This window comes from Rhodoferax sp. P2_H8_2 (assembly GCF_056403235.1).
This window is the reverse complement of the sequence record NZ_JBFUFW010000014.1, coordinates 20,120-41,184: the sequence shown is the minus strand read 5'-3', so window position 1 is coordinate 41,184 and position 21,065 is coordinate 20,120. Positions and strand designations below refer to the sequence as shown.

The 21,065-nt window shown below is 60.3% G+C and carries 21 protein-coding genes; 10 read left to right on the top strand and 11 right to left on the bottom strand.

The window, feature by feature from the left end; genetic code table 11:
- The first annotated feature begins 16 nt into the window (after positions 1 to 16).
- Positions 17 to 424 (top strand): GlcG/HbpS family heme-binding protein, encoded by a 408-nt coding sequence (locus AC1DV6_RS18085; RefSeq protein WP_477979934.1) that lies wholly within the window; start codon positions 17 to 19, stop codon positions 422 to 424.
- A 15-nt stretch (positions 425 to 439) separates the two neighbouring features.
- On the opposite strand, the gene AC1DV6_RS18080 is transcribed toward AC1DV6_RS18085, so the two are convergent.
- The 10 genes from AC1DV6_RS18080 to AC1DV6_RS18035 all read right to left on the bottom strand — a co-directional run bounded on the left by AC1DV6_RS18080 (position 440) and on the right by AC1DV6_RS18035 (position 8,419).
- Positions 440 to 1,348 (bottom strand): dioxygenase family protein, encoded by a 909-nt coding sequence (locus AC1DV6_RS18080; RefSeq protein WP_477979932.1) that lies wholly within the window; start codon positions 1,346 to 1,348, stop codon positions 440 to 442.
- An 88-nt stretch (positions 1,349 to 1,436) separates the two neighbouring features.
- Positions 1,437 to 1,661: a hemin uptake protein HemP gene (hemP, locus tag AC1DV6_RS18075; RefSeq protein ID WP_477979930.1), complete on the bottom strand. Its 225-nt coding sequence runs from the start codon at positions 1,659 to 1,661 to the stop codon at positions 1,437 to 1,439.
- Positions 1,658 to 2,080 (bottom strand): ExbD/TolR family protein, encoded by a 423-nt coding sequence (locus AC1DV6_RS18070; RefSeq protein WP_477979928.1) that lies wholly within the window; start codon positions 2,078 to 2,080, stop codon positions 1,658 to 1,660. The genes hemP and AC1DV6_RS18070 overlap by 4 nt, the downstream gene beginning before the upstream one ends.
- A 1-nt stretch (position 2,081) precedes the next feature.
- Positions 2,082 to 2,810, bottom strand: a complete 729-nt coding sequence (locus AC1DV6_RS18065) for a MotA/TolQ/ExbB proton channel family protein (protein WP_477979926.1) — start codon at positions 2,808 to 2,810, stop codon at positions 2,082 to 2,084.
- Between the two features lie 36 nt (positions 2,811 to 2,846).
- Complete coding sequence (locus AC1DV6_RS18060; protein ID WP_477979924.1) at positions 2,847 to 3,497, bottom strand: energy transducer TonB; 651 nt, start codon at positions 3,495 to 3,497, stop codon at positions 2,847 to 2,849.
- A 1-nt stretch (position 3,498) separates the two neighbouring features.
- Positions 3,499 to 4,182, bottom strand: coding sequence for a Fe2+-dependent dioxygenase (locus AC1DV6_RS18055; RefSeq protein WP_477979922.1), 684 nt, complete (start codon positions 4,180 to 4,182; stop codon positions 3,499 to 3,501).
- A 16-nt stretch (positions 4,183 to 4,198) separates the two neighbouring features.
- Positions 4,199 to 6,442 (bottom strand): TonB-dependent receptor, encoded by a 2,244-nt coding sequence (locus tag AC1DV6_RS18050; protein ID WP_477979920.1) that lies wholly within the window; start codon positions 6,440 to 6,442, stop codon positions 4,199 to 4,201.
- Positions 6,443 to 6,569: 127 nt separating this feature from the next.
- Entirely contained in the window at positions 6,570 to 6,794 is a 225-nt protein-coding gene (locus AC1DV6_RS18045; RefSeq protein ID WP_477979918.1) for a (2Fe-2S)-binding protein, read from the bottom strand.
- Positions 6,795 to 6,953: 159 nt separating this feature from the next.
- Positions 6,954 to 7,430, bottom strand: coding sequence for a bacterioferritin (bfr, locus tag AC1DV6_RS18040; RefSeq protein WP_477979916.1), 477 nt, complete (start codon positions 7,428 to 7,430; stop codon positions 6,954 to 6,956).
- 65 nt (positions 7,431 to 7,495) lie between these two features.
- Positions 7,496 to 8,419: a ChaN family lipoprotein gene (locus AC1DV6_RS18035; RefSeq protein ID WP_477979914.1), complete on the bottom strand. Its 924-nt coding sequence runs from the start codon at positions 8,417 to 8,419 to the stop codon at positions 7,496 to 7,498.
- 154 nt (positions 8,420 to 8,573) lie between these two features.
- Here AC1DV6_RS18035 and AC1DV6_RS18030 point away from each other — a divergent pair, with 154 nt between their 5' ends.
- The 7 genes from AC1DV6_RS18030 (at position 8,574) to AC1DV6_RS18000 (ending at position 15,306) form a co-directional block, all read left to right on the top strand.
- Entirely contained in the window at positions 8,574 to 10,787 is a 2,214-nt protein-coding gene (locus AC1DV6_RS18030) for a TonB-dependent hemoglobin/transferrin/lactoferrin family receptor (protein ID WP_477979912.1), read from the top strand.
- Positions 10,788 to 10,789: 2 nt separating this feature from the next.
- Complete coding sequence (locus AC1DV6_RS18025; RefSeq protein ID WP_477979910.1) at positions 10,790 to 11,149, top strand: hypothetical protein; 360 nt, start codon at positions 10,790 to 10,792, stop codon at positions 11,147 to 11,149.
- The gene (locus tag AC1DV6_RS18020; protein WP_477979908.1) at positions 11,146 to 12,255 is read left to right on the top strand and encodes a hemin-degrading factor; all 1,110 of its coding nucleotides are present in this window, start codon (positions 11,146 to 11,148) and stop codon (positions 12,253 to 12,255) included. Before AC1DV6_RS18025 ends, AC1DV6_RS18020 begins: the two co-directional genes overlap by 4 nt.
- A gap of 24 nt (positions 12,256 to 12,279) precedes the next feature.
- Entirely contained in the window at positions 12,280 to 13,203 is a 924-nt protein-coding gene (locus tag AC1DV6_RS18015; RefSeq protein ID WP_477979906.1) for a heme/hemin ABC transporter substrate-binding protein, read from the top strand.
- Between the two features lie 32 nt (positions 13,204 to 13,235).
- Entirely contained in the window at positions 13,236 to 14,261 is a 1,026-nt protein-coding gene (locus AC1DV6_RS18010) for a FecCD family ABC transporter permease (RefSeq protein WP_477979904.1), read from the top strand.
- Positions 14,261 to 15,046 carry a heme ABC transporter ATP-binding protein gene (locus tag AC1DV6_RS18005; RefSeq protein WP_477979902.1) on the top strand — a complete coding sequence of 262 codons (786 nt, stop codon included), beginning with the start codon at positions 14,261 to 14,263 and terminating at the stop codon, positions 15,044 to 15,046. The genes AC1DV6_RS18010 and AC1DV6_RS18005 overlap by 1 nt, the downstream gene beginning before the upstream one ends.
- 62 nt (positions 15,047 to 15,108) lie before the next feature.
- Complete coding sequence (locus AC1DV6_RS18000; protein WP_477979900.1) at positions 15,109 to 15,306, top strand: hypothetical protein; 198 nt, start codon at positions 15,109 to 15,111, stop codon at positions 15,304 to 15,306.
- 71 nt (positions 15,307 to 15,377) lie between these two features.
- On the opposite strand, the gene ppsR is transcribed toward AC1DV6_RS18000, so the two are convergent.
- Positions 15,378 to 16,199: a posphoenolpyruvate synthetase regulatory kinase/phosphorylase PpsR gene (gene ppsR / locus AC1DV6_RS17995; RefSeq protein WP_477979898.1), complete on the bottom strand. Its 822-nt coding sequence runs from the start codon at positions 16,197 to 16,199 to the stop codon at positions 15,378 to 15,380.
- Positions 16,200 to 16,348: 149 nt separating this feature from the next.
- Between ppsR and ppsA the strand changes: the two genes are divergently transcribed.
- Both ppsA and AC1DV6_RS17985 read left to right on the top strand, forming a co-directional pair.
- Positions 16,349 to 18,751 (top strand): phosphoenolpyruvate synthase, encoded by a 2,403-nt coding sequence (ppsA, locus tag AC1DV6_RS17990; RefSeq protein ID WP_477979896.1) that lies wholly within the window; start codon positions 16,349 to 16,351, stop codon positions 18,749 to 18,751.
- The gene (locus AC1DV6_RS17985; protein WP_477979894.1) at positions 18,751 to 21,036 is read left to right on the top strand and encodes a VC_2705 family sodium/solute symporter; all 2,286 of its coding nucleotides are present in this window, start codon (positions 18,751 to 18,753) and stop codon (positions 21,034 to 21,036) included. The genes ppsA and AC1DV6_RS17985 overlap by 1 nt, the downstream gene beginning before the upstream one ends.
- Positions 21,037 to 21,065: the final 29 nt, after the last annotated feature.

The following is a 21,065-nucleotide window of genomic DNA, read 5'->3' as shown; positions in this document are numbered from 1 at the left end:
TGCCGGGCTGCACACCATGAAAAACAAATCCATTCTCGAAGCCGCTGATGTCAAAGCCATTGCCGCAGCTGCCGAAGCTGAAGCCGTGAAGAACAATTGGGCTGTCAGCATCGCCATCGTCGATGACGGTGGCCATTTGCTGCATTTCCAGCGTCTGGATGGTGCAGCCCCGATTTCCGCGCACATCGCGCCCGCCAAAGCCCATACCGCGGCGATGGGCCGGCGCGAGAGCAAGACTTACGAAGACATGATCAATGGCGGACGGGTGTCGTTCTTGAGCGCGCCAGCGTTGGAAGGCATGCTCGAAGGCGGCGTACCCATCGTCAAGGACGGTCAGTGTCTCGGTGCAGTGGGTGTCAGCGGTGTGAAATCCACCGAAGATGCGCAGATCGCCAAGGCCGGTATTGCGGCCTTGGGTCTATAAGATCACCAATGGGGTCTAGGCGCTGATCCCTACGGTCAGCGTCGCGGCATAGCCGCTGGTTGCGTCGCCCGTGATCGTCGGGATTTGCGAGACCGCCTTGTCATCGCTGAACACGTTGTCGCTGGCCAGCGATATCGCGGCGAAGTTGCTTACGCTGGCGCTGTAGCCAGTGGTCGCATAGACGGCCTGGCAGGCGGCTGCGGGCAGTGCGAGCTGTGAGGTGCGCACCTGGTCGCTCGCAGGCGTGGTGACAGCCGCTGTCAGGCTGGAATACACCTCAAAATGGATATGCGGCCAGCGCCCGGAGTAGCAGCCGGGGAAGATGGTGGTGAAAGTGACCTCACCATTGGCATCCGTCACCTGCACACCGCGCAGATAGTTCTCGGCAGTGATGCCGCTGGAGTACATCGAATACCCGCCAGCCCTGTCGCAATGCCAAAGATAGATGGCGTAACCCGCCAGGGAGGCGCAGCTCGCGCCTGTGTTCACCAGTTTGAGCTTCACTGTCAGCGGCACGCCTGCTGCTACTGCGCTGGGGCCTGCAATGCTGGAGCGAATATCGGAACGCACGATGCCCGACAGCGTCAGCGCATTGGCGATACCGCTGCCATTGCTGTTGCTGCCATCGCCGGGGTAGGGGCCACCAGTTTCGCTGGGAATAACAGCGCATGAACCTGTCGTCGTTGTGCTTCCCGATGTGCCGCCTGACGTTGTGCCTGACGTTGTTCCCGTGCTGCTCAAACTACTGTCTGAACTGTCTCCGCCGCCACAAGCCATCAGAGGGAGGGCCGTTGCGCCGCCTATGGCCAGCCAACGCAACATGCTGCGCCGATTGGTGGTGGCGTGCTGGATCAGCGTATCCAGGTCATGGACAAGGCTGCGGTGATGGGAAGAAGTGGTTTGGAGAGCGTTCAGTAATGTCATGCAGCCATTGTTCATGGCTTGAATGAATCACAAGTGTCGTGTCGGTAAGCTTATGTAAACCGCGCTGGCGCTCAGCCCGGCCGCTACCTCACTTGGTCAGGATCAACTTGCCCGCGCGCGTGGTTTGCAGGCGGTAGGTCTGGCCCAGGTGCTCAATCTCAACGGTGGTTGCGCCACCCAGCAGGTCCGCCGATTGGATGGTGTGGCGAGCGCCAGTTGCTGGCGGGCTAGCGCCTGCATCCGCGGGCTGCGGACGTGTTGCCGCAGGCAACGCGTTCTCAGGCTCTGGTGGTGCGGGCGTATGGGTGTTCACTTCTTGGGCTCGGTCACAAAGCCAATCTTGCGCAAACCGGCTTGCTGGGCCTGCGCCATCGCTTGTGCCACAAACTCGTAGCGCACGGCCTTGTCGGCGCGGATGTGCAGATCGGGTTGCGGTTCTTTCGCAGCTTCTGTTTTGAAGCGCGTTGCCAGTTCAGCTTCGCCGATGGGGCTCTGGTTCCAGTAGGTAATGCCTTGGGCATCCACACTGAGCTGGATAGTTTCCGGCTTCGCGTCCAGGCGCTGCGCGCTGGCGCTGGGCAGGGCGACGTTGATGGCGTGCTTCATAACCGGCACGGTGATGATGAAGATGATCAGCAGCACCAGCATCACGTCGACCAGCGGCGTCATGTTGATTTCGTTCATCACCTCGGTGTCGGCGTCGAGGGTGTCGTCTAGCGTTCCGAAGGCCATATCAAGCCTCCTTGCGGGCCGCATCCAGTGAGCGGACCTTGCCTGCGCCCACTCGGGCACCAGTAACGAAGAAGGAGTGCAGGTCGTGTGCGAAACGGTTCAGTTTCGTCAGGATGCCCTTGTTACCACGCACGAGTGCGTTGTAGCCCAGCACCGCGGGGATCGCCACAGCCAGACCCAGTGCCGTCATGATCAGCGATTCGCCAATGGGGCCGGCGACCTTGTCGATGGTGGCCATGCCTTCGGAGCTGATGCCCATCAGCGCGTGGTAAATGCCCCAGACCGTACCGAACAGGCCAACGAAAGGCGCGGTGGAGCCCACAGACGCAAGTATGGCCAAGCCCGCCTGAAAGCGCGCGGTGCTGTCGTCGATGGAGTTGCGCAGCGTGCGGACAACCCAGTCGCTGAGGTCCAGCGTGTCATGCAGTTGGGTTTGTGCATTGCGGTGGTGGGCTGTCGCCTCTTGCCCGGCCAGCGCCAGTTGCACGAAGGGGTTGCCTTCCTGGGTGCCCAGTTCGTTCAGGCCCGCTTTGAAGCTTTCGCTGTGCCAAAAGGCTTCAGTCTTCTGGCTCAGGCCTTTGTATTTGATGATGTCCAGCGCCTTGATAAAGATGACGATCCAGGAGGTCACCGACATCACCAGCAGCATCACTGCCACGGCCTTGGTCACCCAGTCGCCCTGGGTCCACATTGCAAAAAGTCCGATGTTTGCGCCAAGCGTCGAATCCATAACTACTCCAAAAAAATACGGTACTAAAAATCGTTGTTACCTGGTCAGTTCAAACGTGAACGGCACGTTGAACCACATGGCCTCGGCGACGCCGGCACGTTTGCCGGGCACATAGCGCCAGCGCAGTGCGGTGGCCCGTGCGGCCTCGTCCAGGCGGTCAAAACCGCTGCTCTGTTTGATCTCGGCTTGTTGGGCTGTGCCATCGACACCAATCAGCGTGCGAATTACAACCTTGCCCTGTTCATTCAGGCGTTTGCTCAAGGGCGGGTAGGGCGGCTTGGGGTTGTTCAGGTAATCGGCGTCGGTGGACGGCAGTACCAGCGCGGGTGGGGCGGCGACAGCGGGCGAGGGCGAGGCAGCCGGTGTGTTGTTGGCATTGGTGGATGGTGCAGTAACCGGTGCAGGTACATAGACCTGCTCAGCCGCAACCGGATTGGGCTGATTGACAGCCAGTAATTGGGGCGTTGGTTGCGCGACCTGCGTGCGTTGAGGTGTCGGCGTGGCCTGTTGTTCGACGCGTGGCTGGGCCTTTTCCGGCGCAGCTTCCTCTGGGGCGGCCATCTCCACAATGATTTCAGCAGGGATGATCAGATCGACCACCTTGCGCATCAGGCCCGATTGCAAGGCCCAGATGGCTGCGACGTGCAGCAGCAGGACGGTGACTACGATTTTGGTATTGCGTTGCATCTCAGGTATCCGACCACATGCGCAGCAGGTTGTGATAGACCCCAGTCAGTGCAGTGGTTTCATCGGTTTCGCCGTGGCGTTGGCGCAGTGCCAGAAGGTTCATATCCAACTCATAGAGCAGGCGGCGCTGTTCATCACTTCGCACCATGCTTTCAATCCAGAAAAAACAGGCCAGACGATGGCCGCGTGTGACGGGTTTGACCTGGTGCAGGCTGGTGCCCGGATAAATCACCATGTCGCCTGCGGCCAGCTTGACGGCTTGCTCGCCAAAGGTATCGGCGATGCACAGCTCGCCGCCGTCGTAGCTATCGGGCTCCGACAGAAAAATGGTGCAAGACACATCGGTGCGCACGCGCTGCCCGGTCTCGGGCATGTAGCGCACGGCGCCGTCGATATGGTTGCCGTAGTAGTTGCTGTCACCGCCGTAACGGTTCAGGCGCGGTGGGAATACGCGTTTAGGCAGCGTTGCAGAGAAGAACAGCGGGCTGCGGTCCAGGCCCTGCAACACCATTTGGCGTATCGCGCGGGCTTCGTCACAGTCATGGTCCAGTTGCTCGTTGTTCTTCACCTGGCGTGCTTGCTCACCCGCTCCCTTTTTTCCATCGCTCCACGGCGCAGTGGACAACAAGGCTTGCGCCTGCTGCACTTCGTCAGGGGTGAGGATTTGGGGCAGGTGAAGCAGCATGACTAAAAGCTCCGCTTTAGAACTTCACTGTCAACGTGGCCTGCACGTTGCGACCGGCACCTGGCACGTAGAAGGCCGTGTACAGCGCATCGGCGTACAGCGTGTTGTTCAGGTTGGTCATATTGACTTTCAGCAAGGCCTTTTCGCTGAAGGTGTATTCGGCCATCAGGTCCACGGTGGTGAAGGCTGGGGCCACAACACCGGCGGGGTTGCGGTTAGGCGTTTGTTCGCCGCGGAAGTTCAGACCGCCGCCGACACGCCATTGCGGTGTCAACTGGTAGGTGGTCCAGAACGTGCCGCTGTTGATCGGAGTCAGCGCGGGACGCTCGCCTTCGCGGTCGCCAGCGGCCGCGGTGGGGGAGGCGATGTCGATGATCGCATCAGGCATCCACACGTAAGACGCAAACACTTCCCACTGCGGTGTCAGGTGACCGGTCAGGTCGACTTCCAGACCCGAGCTGTGGCGTTTGCCGCTCAGCAGGAACGCGGTGGCGGCGCTGTCCGGATCTGTATTGCGCTCGTTGAATTTGGTCGACTGGAAAATCGCCAGACGGGTTGTGAAACGCTTGTCAGCAGTATCCAGCTTGGCGCCAATTTCAAAGTTGCGGCTTTGCTCGGGGGGTGTGTTGGCGCCCAGCGCGCTGTACGAATAGGTATCGGCCGAGGTATTGAACGAGGTGCCGAAGGACACGTGGTACGAATGCAGCGCGTTGGGTTGGTACAGCGCACCGACGCGCTCGCTCCAATCGCCGATCTCTTGCGTGTACGCGTTGGTCGCGTTACCGACGTTCGCGCCGGTGGTTGCAAAGGTGCGGTAGTCACCGTGCATGCTGTCATAGCGCAAGCCGCCCAACAGCTTCCAGGTCGGAGTGATCTGCACCAGATCCTGGACGTAGAGGCCCAGATTTTTCGCGGTGAACGTATTGTTGGTAAGCAGGGCGCGAAGTCCTTCGTCGATGGCTGCGCCATCATTGGGCGTACCGGCCAGTGTGTTGGGCTTGTTGAGCGTACCCACGGCAGCGTACACACTCTTGCGTTCATTGGAAAAATCCACGCCGCTCAGCACTTCATGCTTGACACCCCAAGCATTGAATTTGGTGCTGAAATCGCTTTGCAGATAGAGTGCGTCGAGATTCTGGATCTTGTTCTGGTTGGCGCGTGTCAGCACAGTGGCCGGGGTAAAGGTATCCAAGCCGATCGCTGCGGTCTGGCAAGTCGGCTGAGCAGTGCTGCGCACGCAATAGCGAATCAGGCTGGCGCGCTGGTCGCGCTCAAAGTGACCGGTGCGGACGGCGGTGCGCAGCTCGGTTTCGTCGCCAAAGCGGTGCACGTGGCTGGCGCCCACGGTTTGCGCCATGCCCTTGTTGTAATCGCTGGCCATGCCGAAATAATCGCTTGGATCCAGCTTGGTGTTGAGCCCTGTCTCAGTGGCGGGCGCAGTGGCAGTGGGCTTGATCCACGGCAGGCCATAGTTCATGCCGTTGTTGTTTCTCAGGCTATAGAAGTTGGCCTGGAATTCATCGGATGAACCAATGCCCCAACGCACGGCGCCGGCGATGCCGCGCTTGTCAATGCTGGTGCCCATGCCGTTGTTGTCGGCCTTGGTGTACATCGCGTTGATGCGGATGGCGGCGTCATCGCCGGCTTCCACATTGAAGTCACCGGTTAGACGGCGGTAGGCGAAGCTGCCAAGGGTAGTGGCAACCGTGCTGGCAGTCCATTCCTTGGGTTGCTTGGTCACCTGGTTGACCACACCGCCCGTGGAGCCACGGCCAAACAGCATGGAGGCAGAGCCGCGCAGCAATTCAATGCGGTCGTTGTTGAAGGTGTCGCGCTCGTAGAAAGCCGGGTCGCGCATGCCGTCGATGAAGATGTCGCCGGTAGAGGCCAGAGAGAAGCCGCGCAGGCGAATGTCTTCTTCACCGCCTTCGGCTGCCAGGAAGGTGACACCTGCGGTGTTGTGCAACACGTCTTTCAGTGTGTCCAGATTGCGGTCAACGACCAGCTTCTCAGTAACCACGGTGACGGACTGAGGAATGTCGCGCAGTTCCTGCTTGCCCTTGCCAATGGAGGTGCTGGTGGCACGTACCGAGTCGCGGCCTTCAGGCGCCTCGGCCTTTTCTTTAATGACCACGGGCTTCAGCGTCTTTTCTTCGTCAGGCGCTTTTTGTTGGGCCATGGACGGCATGGAGCCGGCCAGCAGCATGGCGCCCAGGGGCAACAGGGTGGCCTTGGCCGGATTGTTAACAGCGTTTGACATGGGGTGTTTCCTTGAAGTCAATAAACAAATTGGCTGGCTAGAACACGCGGTACGAAGCCCGATGGACGTTGGCTGGCGGACAAAAAAAGACATGCCCCGCACGCGGGACATGCGCGGATAAATCATTTCAATACGTAGCGGACGAATGCTGGGGCAGGGCATCAGCGCGCTGCAACCAGGCGATAGGGTGGCTGGCATTGCACTGGGCGACGATGTCGCGCGCACAACTCTCGCAACTGCCACATTGGGCGGCTACGCCCAGTTCCATCTGAATATCGTCAAAGCTCATGCCGGCGCGCGCGTGACGTGATATCTCGTGATCAGAGACTCGGCGGCATACACAAACAATCATGGTGGGCTCGGCAAAAGTTAAAAATTGATGTGTTCATTGTAATACAAATGCGAATCCTTATCATTTGCGCTCGACGGTTTATTGTGCTTTTTGGCGAAAAAAAACCTGCCAGACACGCAGTCGGCAGGTTTTTTTAGACGGAAGTGGTTGGTGGCAGTACTACTCTGCCTCGCCCATTTGCGTTTGCAGGTAATTCTGCAGACCCACTTTGTCAATCAGCTCGATCTGGGTCTCCAGGAAATCGATGTGCTCTTCAGTGTCGTCCAGGATGCCTTGCAGCAGATCACGGGATACGTAGTCGCGTACGGTTTCGCAATGGGCAATGCCGGCCTTGATCGTGGCTTGCGCGCCCATTTCAGACTTCAGATCGCAGGCCAGTATCTCGGGCACGGTTTCGCCAACCAGCAGCTTGGCCAGATCCTGCAGGTTGGGCAGACCATCGAGCGTAAAGATGCGGTCCATCAGTTTGTCAGCGTGCTTCATCTCGCCGATGGATTCTTCATATTCCTTTTTCGCCAGTTTCTCGAAACCCCAGTGCTTGAGCATGCGGTAGTGCAGGAAATACTGGTTGATGGCCGTCAGCTCATTCTTGAGCTGGGCTTGCAGGTGTGCGATGACTTGGGCGTCGCCTTTCATGGGGGATCCTTTTTTAGTAATGATTGGGGCCATTGTCATTGGCTGCCTCGGTCTGTGCAAGCGGCCTATCGGTTTGGCGCCACACTGCCGCCGAGTGGCTTCGCGCATGGGTCTTCGCGTAGCGTTGCCGGCGTGAACCAAAGCAGGTCAAAGCCCGCTGCGTCATAGTCGTTCGGCGCTTTCTTGGTCTCACCAACTTCCGTGAATGCAACGCTAATGGCTTGTGCAGATCTGGCAGGAGTCAAGTAGGCGGGTGCTGCGCGGTCGCGACGTACATGGCCTGCGCCAGCAATCAGTACCACGCCCTCCGGGCCTGAAGCTTCCAGAACCTTGGCCATGGTGAGGTCGCGCGCCCGTTGCGCCATGACCATTGCAGCCAGATACGCGGGTTGCTGGCCGCAATGGCCTTCTATCAAGTCTGCCTCCAAGGCATTGATAGCTGAAGCCGGTAGCTCCGGCAACGTCACTGACGCGGTGCCCATTGCAATGTCACGCCCCTGTTTGCGCGATAGGTTGGCACCGACAACAGGCCATTTGTTTTGAAGTGCAAAGGCCAGCAGATCGCGGTACATGGGCCAGCGCCAACCCTTCTGGTTAAGCTTACCTAGGACGGCAACACGGTCTGCGGCATCTGCCGGTACGAGTGTTGCAAATTCCGGGAGAGCTAGTGCCACGTCAATGGCGGGCTGGTTTTCCTGGTCCAGTTGCTCCATCGCCAGTGCAGGCTTGCGGCCCTTGTTATGCAGTGCTTCCAGCACCTGGAGTTGCAAGGCATGGTGGTAGTCGCTGTCATGTTTTTCGCCCAACAGGATGGTGGGGCGGGTAGCAATCAGAGCCAAGGCGGCATCGGGGGTGATGAACGTCTGTGCCTTGGTGCGCCACACCCGGCCTTCCAGTCCATGGCTTTGGCCTGGCGCGCCCAACGAAGCGGTGATAAAGGAGAGCGCCAACCCCCATTTTTTGAGGCTATACGCATGTCGTTTTGTCATGAAATTTCGTATGTAAATCTAAATGCGAATAATTATCATATAGAATCGTGTGCATAGTTAGCCAGCTACGACGAGCCAAACTGCCGCCCTTCCAAAAGGGTTCGCCAGCCAGCCCAGCCAGCCAATGTTGAGTTTTTACTTTCATGGGTGATCAATGGCTAATTCGTACGTATCTCGGGCATTTCCTTTGCGCAAACTGCCGCTGCTTCTGGGTCTGGCATGGGGCAGTGCAGCGTGGGCGCAAACCGCAGCTGCGCCGGCTCTCAAAGAAGTAGTTGTCAGCGCATCGCGCAGTGAGCAGGACAAAGACGATGTGCCCGCGACCATCGAAGTCATTGACCAGAAGAAGCTGGAAGAACTGCAAATCCGTGACCTGCGCGACATCGCGCGTGATCTGCCCAACGTGTCGGTTAAGCGCGCACCCGTGCGCTTTACTCTGGCGGGCACAACACCTGCAGGCCGCGAAGGCGATGCAGGTTTCAATATCCGTGGCCTGGAAGGCAACCGCGTGCTGATGCTGGTGGATGGCATCCGCACGCCGCGCAGCTATGTATTCGCTGCCAACAATTTTGGTCGCGATTATTTTGACCTTGGTCTGACCGAGCGCATTGAAGTGGTCAAGGGCCCAGCCTCGGCGCTGTATGGCTCGGACGGCATGGGTGGTCTGGTCAATTTCATATCAACCGAACCCGCTGATTTGATCAAGCCGGGTGCCAGTCTGGGTGGCCGTGCCACGGTCGGTTACAGCGATGACGACAAGTCCACCAACGCGGGTGTGACTATCGCTGGCAAGGCGCAGGACAACTTGCAATGGCTGTTGGCTGCGAACATTCGCACGGCTTACGACCTGACCAATATGGGTACCAACGATTCGGCCAATACCAACCGCACCAAGCCCAATCCGCAGCAAGATCGCACCAGTTCCGTTTTGGGTAAGCTGGTGATGCAGTCCAGTGCCGATGCCAAGCATGTGTTGACGTTGGAGCATGTTGAGCGCCGCTCGAATGTGAATGTGCTTTCCAGTCTGTTTGCTGTCACGCCCACCACCCCGCTGGCTGCGGCCTCCATCATCGGTCAGACCGCCTATTCCACCGCCCAGCGCGACCGCCTGACCTGGGACGCCACGCTGCGCACCAACTGGGCTGCAGCCGACACAGTCAAGGTCGTGGTCAGCACGCAAACTGCCAAGTCGCGCGAATTCGTATTTGAAGACCGTTACACCTCGGCCGACCGAGAACGCGATGTCACCTATGACGAGAACACGCAGCAGTTCAACCTGCAGGGCGATAAAGTGATTCGCATGGGCGGTGATTGGGCGCAGAAACTGACTTACGGTGTGGACTACGCCGTTGCGCGTGTCTACAACCTGCAAAACGGCGTGACGCCGCCTGCAGGCGAGACCTTCCCGTTGAAGCGCTTCCCCGACACCCGTGAAACCACCAGCGCTGTGTACCTGCAAGACGAGTTGATTGGTGGCGCCTGGAGCATCACGCCCGGTGTGCGTTTCGACAGCTTCGCGCTGGACGCAGACCAAACCGGTTTCAATGCCGCTGCGAAATCGTTGTCTGGCAACGCCTCGTCTCCCAAGTTGGGTGTGCTGTTCCGCGTAACACCGCAGTGGAGCGTGTTTGGCAACTATGCCGCTGGCTTTAAGGCGCCCAACGCGTTTCAGGTCAACAACTTCTTCGAAAACGTACAACAGGGCTACAAGACCATTCCGAATCCGAACCTGAAGCCCGAAAGCAGCCAGAACTTTGAGTTGGGTTTGCGCGGCCGCTTGGGCAATGTGTCGCTGGACCTCGCCGCATTTGATGGCCGCTACACCGACTTTATTGAAAACGATGTCCAAGTTGGCGGCACCGGAGCGCCTGGCGACCCTATCGTTTTTCAGTCGGTCAACCTGACCAAGGCCAGCATTTCCGGATTTGAATTCAAGCTGGACTGGGCCATGGGCAAGCTAGGCGATGGCACATTGAGCAGTAGCCTGGCCTATGGCGAATCGCGCGGTCGCGACGACAGCACCGGCAAGCCGATTGACTCCATCGATCCGGCCAAGCTGAATGTGGGCCTGAAGTACCGCACTAATGCATGGGACCTGCGACTGGATGTCACCAACCACGCCGCCAAGGACCGGTCTGACATCAGCACCACTACCCAATTCGCCACACCTGCGGCGACGACGGTGGATCTGGGCGGCCAGTGGCGCATTCGCAAGAACTTGCGCCTCAACGCAGCGATCAATAACGTGGCCGACGAAAAATACTGGCGCTGGACCGATGTGCGCGGCCAGGCAACGACCTCGACCACGCTGGACGCATACACACAGACCGGTTGTTCCGCGCAAGCTTCGCTGGTGTTTGATTTCTGACCATGGCACGCACACTGCCCCAAGGCGCCGAAGACGAAGCCGCTATCAGCGAGGAATACCAGATGCCGTGCCTGGAGGCATTGCTCGCTGGCACGTTGGCGCTGATGACAGGCTTCTCTGAAGCCAAGTGCGTGCAGCAACGCAACGCGATGTCACAAAAGATTTTTTGCAACTTGGGTGTGCTGTCGCAGCACCCGCTGGTGTCGCCTGGCTTCCAGGCCTTGACGTGGAAGCTGCGTATGCACTGGTTGGCCCAGGCGTCGGATGCAGCGGCCAAAGATTTACCCGTAGAACCACCTTCTTTATCTGCCAATGAGCAGGCCCGTGCCCTGTGGCACACGACCCCGGAGAAATTGCAATGAGCGCCGTACTTGAAACCCTGAACCCTGCTGATCTGCGCGAACGCTTTACTGCCGCGCGCAACAGCGGCAAGCGCGCACGCGATGCCGCGCTGAGCATTGGCGTGAGCGAAGGCGCGGCGCTGGATGCCCACGCGGGTGAACATGACCTGAAGCTGAAGACCGTTCCATTGCAAGGCCCGTGGGTCGAAGTCCTGCAAGGCATTCAGCATTGCGGCGAAGTGATGGCGCTCACTCGCAACGAATCCACCGTGCACGAAAAGACCGGCACCTACCAGAACGTCAGCGCCAATGGCGGCATGGGCTTGGCACTGGGCGATGTGATTGATTTGCGCCTGTTCTTCATGCGCTGGCATGCTGGCTATGCAGTGACCGAGCTGGCTAACGAACCTGCCAATCCGCCATCGCGCAGCTTACAGTTCTTTGACGCGCACGGAGACGCGGTGCACAAGATTTTTGCCCGCGCGGGTACCGACTTGGTTGCCTTTGACGCATTGATCGAGAAGTTTGCAGTGCCAGGCAAGCGCTTTGCGTTCACACCCGCTCCCGCCCCTAAGCCAGCACGCCCCGATGCAGACATCGATGCCGCAGGCTTGCTGGATGGCTGGGCCAATCTGAAGGACACCCACGATTTCTTCGGTTTGCTGCGCAAGCTGGATGTGCAGCGCGAACAGGCGCTGGCCCTGGCAGAGGGGCGCTTTACGGCCCGTCTGGAAAACGGTGCAGTCGGCAACTTGCTGAACGAAGCGGCCATGGAAGGCACGCCCATCATGGTGTTCGTCGGCAACCCCGGCTGCATCCAGATCCACAGCGGCCCGGTCAAGCGCATCGAGCCCATGGTGTCGCCCACGACGCGCTGGCTCAACGTGCTGGACCCTAGCTTCAACCTGCATCTGCGCGAAGACATGATCGCCAACGTCTGGGCGGTGGAAAAGCCCACTGCGGATGGCGTCGTGACATCGATTGAAGTGTTCGACGCGCGCAGTGACTTGATGGCGCAGTTCTTTGGCGTGCGCAAGCCCGGTGTGCCGGAGTTGCAAGCCTGGCGCGATCTGGTGGCCGGTATGCCGCGTTTGGACGTGACCACCCAAGTGCCGGTGAGCGTGTAAACGTGCGGATCGGAAAGAAACACCATGTCCCATCTTCCACTGCAACTACAACGTCGCACACTTCTCCAGCAGGCGGCAGCCTTCGGTGGCGCGCTGTCTGTGAGTGCTGCGCTCCCGAGTCTGGCACTGGCGCAATCAAGCCCAGCCAGCGCATCGCGCTCCGCGAAGAGCGGCTTGCCCAAAATCGTCTCGGTGGGCGGAGCGATCACTGAAATCGTTTATGCATTGGGCGCGCAGGCACAACTGGTCGGTACCGACACCACCAGTCTGTTTCCTGAAGCGGCATTGGCCACGCCCAAGGTGGGCTACATGCGCCAGTTGTCTGCGGAAGGCCTGCTGTCGCTGAAGCCCGACGTCCTGATTGCCACCACGGAAGCGGGACCGCCTGCGGTGCTGGACCAAATCCGCAGCGCGGGTGTGCAGATTGCATTGGTGGATGCCGACCATAGCTGGGCCGAAGTGCAACGCAAGATCACCGTGGTTGGCAACGCTGCGGCTCAGCCTGCCAAAGCCAAGGCTTTGCTGGCGGACCTCGATGCCCAATGGGCTGAGGTGCAAAAGACGGTGGCCGCAGCGCGCGGACCCAAGCGCCGCGTGCTGTTCATCCTGGCCCATGGCGCCAGCCCGCAAGTGGCTGGCGGCAAGACTGCCGCCGACGCAGTGATCCGCTTTATGGGCGGCATCAATGTGATGGACAGCTTCAACGGCTACCGGCCAATGACGGCCGAAGCAATGGCTGTGGCTGCGCCGGATGTGATCCTGACCACCGTGCAGGGCATTACTGCTTCGGGCGGTGCAGACAAGTTCTGGGCCCGCCCGGAACTGGAGCTGACCCCGGCTTATCGCAACCGCACGCTGATTCAGGTGGACGCGCTGGAACTGCTGGGCTTCGGGCCGCGCATGCCGGCGACTATGGCTTCGTTGCATAAACGTCTTGTCGCTGCATGAGTGTTGCTTTGAACAGAACTGCTGCTGTGCGAATGCCTCGGTCCATGGTGTTGGGCATGGGCGGCGTGCTGGTCGTCGCCAGCCTGCTGGTGGCCAGCGCGCGCGGCGCCTATGCGATCGGCTTCTCCGATTTGCTGGAGATGTTGAACTCGCTGTTGGCCTGGGACGCGCAAAGGTCTTCGGCGGAACTGGTGTTTTTGCATATCCGCCTGCCGCGTCTGGTGCTGGGGCTGGCCGCTGGTGCGGGTCTGGGGCTGGCCGGTGCGCTGATGCAAGGCATGTTTCGCAACCCGTTGGCCGATCCAGGTCTGATTGGGGTCAGCGCAGGCGCCGCGCTTGCAGCGGCGCTGGCGATTGTGTTGGGTACCGTGTGGGCGCCCAGCTTGTCGCATTCGCTGGGGAGCTGGATGCTGGTGTGCTCGTCGTTTGCGGGCGGGCTGCTGGTGACGATCGTGATTTACATGCTGGCGCAATCCAACGGCGAAACGCGCGTGGGCATGATGTTGCTGGCCGGTATTGCGATCAATGCGCTGGCGAGTGCGGGGCTGGGCTATCTGACTTTTCTGGCGACCGATGAGCAACTGCGTAGCCTGCAGTTCTGGTTGCTCGGCAGCCTGGGCGGTGCGCGCTGGAATGCGGTGAGCCTGATCGCTGTCGTCGTCTCCGTATGTGTCTTTTTTGGCCTGCGCCTGGCGCGGCCCTTGAATGCGATGGCGCTGGGTGAAGCCCAGGCTACGTTGCTGGGGGTGGATGTGGAGCGCGTCAAGCGCCAGGCCGTGGTGGTCACCGCGCTGGCGGTGGGCGCAGTGACGGCCAGCACCGGCATGATTGGTTTCATTGGTCTGATCGCGCCGCATTGCGTGCGCTTGATTGCCGGACCTGACCAGCGCGTGGTCTTGCCCGCGTCGGCCATGCTGGGCGCGGCGCTGGTGCTGCTGGCGGACAGCGTGGCCCGCACCATCGTGCAACCGGCGGAGTTGCCATTGGGCGTGTTGACAGCGTTTGTCGGTGTGCCGGTGTTCCTGCTGCTGTTGCGTACGTTCAAGGGGCGCGTGTAATGACGCTCCTGCAAACCCAAGCCGCTTCAGTTTCGATACAGGGCACACACCTGTTGCAGCCCACGTCGTTGCACTTGATGCCGGGGCAACTCACGGCGCTCTTGGGCCCCAACGGCGCGGGCAAGTCCACGCTCTTGTCCCTGCTCAGCGGCCAGCGGCGGCCCTCGTCAGGGCAGGTGGCTTTGAACGGCCTGGCCTTGTCGGCGTACCGGCCACAGGCTTTGGCCCAAGTGCGGGCGCTGCTGCCACAGGACAGTTCCATTGCGTTTGACTACACCGTGCGCGAAGTGGTGGAGCTGGGGCGCTTTCCGCACCGCTTGCAGCCCAGCCGCGATGAAGCTGGGATTGTCGACGCCGCGATGCGCACGACCGACGTGCAGCATTTACAAGACCGTGTGGTCAACACGCTGAGCGGTGGCGAGCGCGCCCGTGCGCAACTGGCGCGCGTACTGGCGCAGATCTGGGACCCGCTGCCGGATGGAGCGCCACGCTGGCTGCTGATGGACGAGCCCACCGCTGCGCTGGATCTGTCGCACCAGCACCAGGTGTTGCGCCTGGCGCGCGACTGGGCCAAGGGGCAGGGCGTAGGCGTCGTGGCCGTGTTGCACGACCTGAACCTGGCGCTGCGCTATGCAGACCATGTCGTGTTGTTGCAGCACGGACAGATTTTTGCCAGCGGTACGCCGCAGGTGGTATTGAGTGAAGAGTCTGTGCACGCCGTCTGGAAGGTGCGTGCACAGGCTATACGAAGTGAGGATGGGTTCGCACAACTGTTAGTGCGTTAGGTGGCGCCTTGGTTTGGGTAACCAGACTTGGGCGCCACTGCTTTTTTCCGGAGGATTCTCAAATGGATGAAAGTACCAATAGTGGTCACCAGCCCGCTCTGGGCTGGACCGAAGCGGAAATTCGCACGCTGCTGCAAGAGCACGGCATCTTGCTGCGCACGCTGGCTCGGCTGCAGGAGCAGGTCGGGCGTTTGCTGCGTGACGCCGCTGCCCAGGGTACGCACGCCGTATCTGCAGCGGGAAGCCCGGATTACCAGTAAAAAGTGCCTCTAGAGCGCATAGAACGTGCGTAAGCAGCTACTAAAAATATAGCAGACACGCCGCCGAAAAATCAGTACACCAGCCGGTCCGGATGGATTTCCTGCAGGATGGTGGTGGAAATTTCTTCAATCGACTTGGTTGTGGTCGACAGCCAGCGGATACCGCTGCGCCGCATCATGGCTTCAGCCTCAGACACTTCCATGCGGCAGTTCTCCAGTGAGGCGTATTTGGAGTTGGGCCGCCGTTCGTTGCGGATTTCGCTCAAACGTTCCGGCTGGATCGTCAGGCCGAAGATCTTGGCTTTGTGCGGTACCAGTGCAGGCGGCCACTGGCGGCGCTCAAAGTCTTCCGGGATCAGTGGGCAGTTGGACACCTTCAGACCATATTGCATCGCCAGATAGAGCGACGTCGGCGTCTTGCCGCTGCGGCTTACGCCGACCAGGATCACATCGCTTTGCTCCAGGTTGCGGCTGCTCTGGCCGTCGTCATGCTCCAGCGAAAAGTTGATCGCCTCAATGCGGCTGTTGTATTCCTTGCTCTTGCTGGCATCCGAGAAGCGGCCAATGCGGTGGTTGGACTTGAGACCCAGCTCCTGCTCCAGCGGCTGCACAAAGGTGCCAAACATGTCCAACAGCATGCCTTTGCAGCCCTCCTGAATGACCTTGAGCACCTCCATGTTCACCAGCGTGCTGAACACAATCGGCGGCGCGCCATCGACTTCGGCCGCGTGGTTGATCTGCCTTACGGCCTGGTGCGCCTTGTCCACGGTGTCGGTAAACGGCAGGCGGATATGCCGGGCGCGCATCTCGAACTGGGCCAGGATGGCGTTGCCAAAGGTTTCGGCGGTGATGCCGGTGCCATCGGAGACAAAGAATACGGAGCGCTGGGGCATAGGGTGACCTCTACAATGGACTCAATTTAGCGCATTTCCGGGTCCTCCCCACAAGCACAGCAACAAATCGAGGGCCGAGGGAATGTGCCAGTCCCCCATACGGCGAGGTATGGGATGGGCGCAAGGGTTTTAACTTCTGGAGTATTGCTGTGTCCAACTTGTCCCAACCCCTGTTTGAGCCGACCGATCTGGTCGTTCCCTTCGAGAAACTGCGCATGACCGACGTTGAGTCGGTCGGTGGCAAGAATGCCAGCTTGGGGGAGATGATTTCCCAGCTGCCGCAGGGTGTCAAAGTGCCCACCGGCTTTGCCACTACGGCCCATGCGTTTCGCCAGTTCCTGGCCCACGCCGGTTTGGCCGACAAGATCAGCGCCAAGCTCAAAACCCTGGATACCGAAGACGTGCGTGCGCTGGCCACCGTAGGCGCCGAGATCCGTGCGATGGTTGAAGCCCAGCCTTTTCCGGCTGACCTGGAAGCCGCAATCCGTACGGCCTTCATTACGTTGTCTGAAGGCAATACCCAGGCCAGCTTTGCGGTGCGCTCCTCGGCGACTGCGGAGGATTTGCCCGATGCCTCGTTTGCCGGTCAACAGGAAACCTTCCTGAACGTGGTCGGTATTGAAGATGTGCTGCACAAGATGAAAGAGGTATTCGCCTCGCTCTACAACGACCGCGCCATCAGCTACCGCGTGCACAAGGGCTTTGCGCATGACGTGGTGGCGCTGTCTGCCGGTGTGCAGCGCATGGTGCGCTCGGATCTGGGCGCGGCCGGTGTGATGTTCACGATCGACACCGAATCCGGGTTTGACCAAGTGGTGTTTATTACGTCCAGCTATGGCTTGGGCGAGACGGTGGTGCAGGGCGCCGTGAATCCGGACGAGTTCTACGTGCACAAGCCCATGCTCAAGGCAGGCAAGCGCGCGTTGATCCGCCGCAACCTGGGCTCCAAGCTGCTGCAAATGGTGTTTTCCACACCGGAAGAAAAGGCGTCCAGCGGCAAGTTGGTCAAAACCACCGATGTACCCACAGAGCTGCGCAACCGCTATTCGCTGACCGATGCCGACGTCGAGCAACTGGCCAAATACGCGCTGGTGATCGAAGACCATTACGGCCGCGCGATGGATATTGAATGGGGCAAGGATGGCATCGACGGCGGCCTCTACATCTTGCAAGCGCGACCTGAGACGGTGAAGAGCCAGGCCGGCGACAAAGTCGAGCTGCGCTACAAGCTCAAAGGCAAGGGCCCGGTGCTGGTGGAAGGGCGCGCGATTGGCCAGAAGATTGGCACAGGCCCGGTGCGCGTAGTGCAAAACATCAGCGAGATGGACCAGGTGCAACCCGGCGACATTCTGGTGACCGACATGACCGATCCCAATTGGGAGCCGGTGATGAAGCGCGCCTCAGCCATTGTTACCAACCGCGGCGGGCGGACCTGTCACGCGGCCATCATCGCCCGTGAGCTGGGCATTCCTGCGGTGGTGGGTTGCGGTGACGCGACCGAGGTCTTGAAGGACGGCATGCTGGTGACCGTGAGCTGCGCAGAAGGCGATACCGGTTTTATCTACGACGGCCTGCTGGAGACGGAAGTGTCCGAAGTGCAGCGCGGCGCAATGCCGGACATCCCGGTCAAGATCATGATGAACGTGGGCAACCCCCAGCTCGCGTTTGACTTCTGCCAGTTGCCCAACCAGGGCGTGGGCCTGGCGCGGCTGGAGTTCATCATCAATAACAACATCGGCGTGCACCCCAAGGCCATCCTCGACTATCCGAACATCGACAGCGACTTGAAGAAGGCGGTGGAGTCGGTGGCCCGCGGCCATGCATCGCCGCGCGCTTTTTATGTGGACCGTGTGGCCGAAGGCGTTGCCACCATTGCCGCTGCGTTCTGGCCCAAGCCGGTGATCGTGCGCCTGTCGGACTTCAAGAGCAACGAGTACCGCAAGCTGATTGGCGGCAGCCGTTACGAGCCGGAAGAAGAAAACCCAATGTTGGGTTTCCGCGGTGCGGTGCGCTATGTGAGCCCCGAATTTGGCGAGGCTTTTGCCATGGAATGCGAAGCGCTCAAGCGCGTGCGCAACGACATGGGCCTGACCAATGTGCAGGTGATGGTGCCGTTTGTGCGCACGCTGGGCCAAGCCAAGGCCGTGACCGAGCTGTTGGCGCGCCACGGGCTGCGCCGCGGTGTGGATGATTTGAAGCTCGTAATGATGTGCGAGATCCCCAGCAATGCGATCCTGGCCGAACAGTTCCTCGAATACTTTGACGGTTTCTCGATTGGCTCCAACGATCTGACGCAGCTCACACTGGGTCTGGACCGGGACTCTGGGCTGGAGCTGCTGGCCGCTGATTTTGATGAGCGCGACCCTGCGGTCAAGGCGTTGATCAGCTTGGCGATCTCCGCCTGCAAGAAGCAGGGCAAGTACATCGGTATTTGCGGGCAGGGGCCTAGCGACCATCCGGACTTCGCACGCTGGCTGGAGCAAGAGGGCATCTCGTCGATTTCGCTGAACCCTGACTCCGTGATCGCGACCTGGCAGCAACTCGCCACCTGATGTCCACGGTACCCGCCAGCGGTCAATGGCGCCTGCATGCAGGGCTGCTGACCTGCTGGTTCCTTTGTTCATTCGGCGTGGTGTTTTTCGCGCGCGATTGGGACGTTCGGCTGGTCGACTGGCCGCTGACGTTCTGGTTGTGCGCGCAAGGCAGTGTGTTGTGCTTCGTCGCTATCGCCGTGGTGTTTGCGCGCCAAGCGAACCGGCGCGATGGCCCCGCTGCCGATGTATTCCCCGTTGGTTTTGCGGCCTATAACAAGCGCTTGCACAGGCGCTTTACCTGGTTTGTGGTGGGCTTGCTGGTGCTGTTGGGCAGTGTGGCCATCACCGAGCAATTTGGCCTGTCCAAGGCTTGGGTTGCCGGAATCTTCTTGTCGGCTACGCTGATCCTCTACGCAGTCATTGGTGTCTACGGCCGTACCGCCGAGGCGGCAGAGTACTACGTGGCTGGTCGGCGCGTGCCAGCGATGTACAACGGCATGGCAACCGCTGCGGACTGGATGAGCGCTGCCTCGTTCATCAGCCTGGCGGGTGGCCTGTATTTGCAGGGCTTCTCGGGCAATGCGGCGCAACCCGGAGGCTTGGCTTACATCCTGGGCTGGACGGGCGGGTTTTGCCTCGTGGCGATGCTGGTGGCACCGTATTTGCGACGCCTCGGTCTGTACACAGTTCCGGACTATTTCGCTGTGCGCTTCGGTGGCCGTTGGCCCCGCATGATTGCTGCGTTCGCGGCGATGCTGTGCTCGTTCACGTATGTCGTTGCGCAACTCTATGGCGTGGGCTTGATCACCTCGCGCCTGACCGGCGTGAACTTCGAGATCGGCATCCTGCTGGGGCTGGGCGGCGTGCTGCTGTGTTCGTTTCTGGGTGGCATGCGGGCGGTGACCTGGACGCAGGTGACGCAGTACGTGGTCATCATTCTGGCTTTCCTGATCCCGGTGTCGTGGCTGTCTTACAAGCAGACCGGCAACCCCTTGGCTCCGCTGGCATATGGGCAGCAACTGGACAAAATCGCGGTGCTGGAGCAGACGCTGCGGGACTCGCCCGCCGAAAAGGAAGTGACCGACGCCTATGCGCGCCGTGCGCAGGCGCTGGAATTCAAACTGCGTGATGTGGATGCCGCGTTGCAGGCGCAACGGGAGGAGCTGCGCAAGAACCTGCGCACGCTGATCGACGCCAGGGCCGAGGATGCGAAGGTCGCCAGCGTGCGCCGAGAATTGTCAGCTTTGCCCAAAGACGAGGCGTCCGCGCGCGAACGCTGGAGCCGCGAATTGCAGGACTACCGGGACCGCTCGCATGCTTTGGGCGGAATGCCGTTGCACGCCACGCCATTCACGGGCGACCCCAAAGGTACAGACGCCGAACAGGAGGAGTATTCCAGCTCGCGGCTGAATTTTCTGGCCCTGATGTTTTGCCTGATGGTCGGGACGGCCGGTCTGCCGCACGTCTTGACGCGCTTTTACACGACAGCCAACGTGGCTGAAACACGGCGCTCCGTGGCTTGGTCATTGTTCTTTATCGCCTTGCTTTACCTGTCTGCACCAGCACTGGCTGTGCTGGTGAAGTACGAGGTGATGGCCCATTTGGTGGGGTTGCCGTTCTCGGAACTACCCAACTGGATGGTGCAATGGGCGCGCGATCCCAGCCTGCTGACGGTGCAGGATGTCAATGGTGATCACATCCTGCAATTCGCGGAACTGAACCTGGGGGCTGATCTGGTCATGCTGGCGACGCCCGAGATCGGAGGCTTGCCTTATGTGGTTTCGGTCCTGGTCGCCGCTGGCGGGCTGGCAGCGGCGCTATCGACTGCGGACGGGCTGCTGTTGACGATAGGCAATGCGATGGCGCACGACGTGTATTTCGGTGGGGAGGGCAACAAGGCTCAGGCGATGCGCCGGGTCATGTGGTCCAAATTCGCGCTGCTGGTGGTCGCCCTGATTGCCGCCTATGCCGCCGCCACGCGCCCCGCCGGCATCCTGTTTTTGGTATCCGCGTCGTTTTCGATGGCTGCGTCGGCGTTTGTCCCGTCCATGGTGCTGGGTATTTTCTGGAAGGGCATGACCCGACGGGGCGCAGTGTGCGCGATGCTGACCGGTTTGGGCCTCACGCTGTATTACCTGATCATTAACCAGTCCTCGGTGCGCCAGGCGCTGGGCTTGGCGGGCAACGGCCTGTGGTTTGGTATCCAGCCGGTGTCTGCGGGGGTTTTTGGTGTGTCTGCGGGGCTGGCGACCGCCGTTGTGTGCAGCCTGATTTGGCCCGAAAAGCCGCTTCCAGAGGGCTGATTGCCAAGTAAGCCCTGTCTGGGCTATAA

Excerpts from the sequence above, each read along its gene's own strand:
- AC1DV6_RS18085 (WP_477979934.1), top strand. The coding sequence starts at position 17 with ATGAAAAACAAATCCATTCTCGAAGCCGCTGATGTCAAAGCCATTGCC.
- AC1DV6_RS18080 (WP_477979932.1), bottom strand. The coding sequence starts at position 1,348 with ATGACATTACTGAACGCTCTCCAAACCACTTCTTCCCATCACCGCAGC.
- AC1DV6_RS18070 (WP_477979928.1), bottom strand. The coding sequence starts at position 2,080 with ATGGCCTTCGGAACGCTAGACGACACCCTCGACGCCGACACCGAGGTG.
- AC1DV6_RS18065 (WP_477979926.1), bottom strand. The coding sequence starts at position 2,810 with ATGGATTCGACGCTTGGCGCAAACATCGGACTTTTTGCAATGTGGACC.
- AC1DV6_RS18060 (WP_477979924.1), bottom strand. The coding sequence starts at position 3,497 with ATGCAACGCAATACCAAAATCGTAGTCACCGTCCTGCTGCTGCACGTC.
- AC1DV6_RS18055 (WP_477979922.1), bottom strand. The coding sequence starts at position 4,182 with ATGCTGCTTCACCTGCCCCAAATCCTCACCCCTGACGAAGTGCAGCAG.
- AC1DV6_RS18050 (WP_477979920.1), bottom strand. The coding sequence starts at position 6,442 with ATGTCAAACGCTGTTAACAATCCGGCCAAGGCCACCCTGTTGCCCCTG.
- AC1DV6_RS18045 (WP_477979918.1), bottom strand. The coding sequence starts at position 6,794 with ATGATTGTTTGTGTATGCCGCCGAGTCTCTGATCACGAGATATCACGT.
- bfr (WP_477979916.1), bottom strand. The coding sequence starts at position 7,430 with ATGAAAGGCGACGCCCAAGTCATCGCACACCTGCAAGCCCAGCTCAAG.
- AC1DV6_RS18035 (WP_477979914.1), bottom strand. The coding sequence starts at position 8,419 with ATGACAAAACGACATGCGTATAGCCTCAAAAAATGGGGGTTGGCGCTC.
- AC1DV6_RS18030 (WP_477979912.1), top strand. The coding sequence starts at position 8,574 with ATGGCTAATTCGTACGTATCTCGGGCATTTCCTTTGCGCAAACTGCCG.
- AC1DV6_RS18025 (WP_477979910.1), top strand. The coding sequence starts at position 10,790 with ATGGCACGCACACTGCCCCAAGGCGCCGAAGACGAAGCCGCTATCAGC.
- AC1DV6_RS18020 (WP_477979908.1), top strand. The coding sequence starts at position 11,146 with ATGAGCGCCGTACTTGAAACCCTGAACCCTGCTGATCTGCGCGAACGC.
- AC1DV6_RS18015 (WP_477979906.1), top strand. The coding sequence starts at position 12,280 with ATGTCCCATCTTCCACTGCAACTACAACGTCGCACACTTCTCCAGCAG.
- AC1DV6_RS18010 (WP_477979904.1), top strand. The coding sequence starts at position 13,236 with ATGCCTCGGTCCATGGTGTTGGGCATGGGCGGCGTGCTGGTCGTCGCC.
- AC1DV6_RS18005 (WP_477979902.1), top strand. The coding sequence starts at position 14,261 with ATGACGCTCCTGCAAACCCAAGCCGCTTCAGTTTCGATACAGGGCACA.
- AC1DV6_RS18000 (WP_477979900.1), top strand. The coding sequence starts at position 15,109 with ATGGATGAAAGTACCAATAGTGGTCACCAGCCCGCTCTGGGCTGGACC.
- ppsR (WP_477979898.1), bottom strand. The coding sequence starts at position 16,199 with ATGCCCCAGCGCTCCGTATTCTTTGTCTCCGATGGCACCGGCATCACC.
- AC1DV6_RS17985 (WP_477979894.1), top strand. The coding sequence starts at position 18,751 with ATGTCCACGGTACCCGCCAGCGGTCAATGGCGCCTGCATGCAGGGCTG.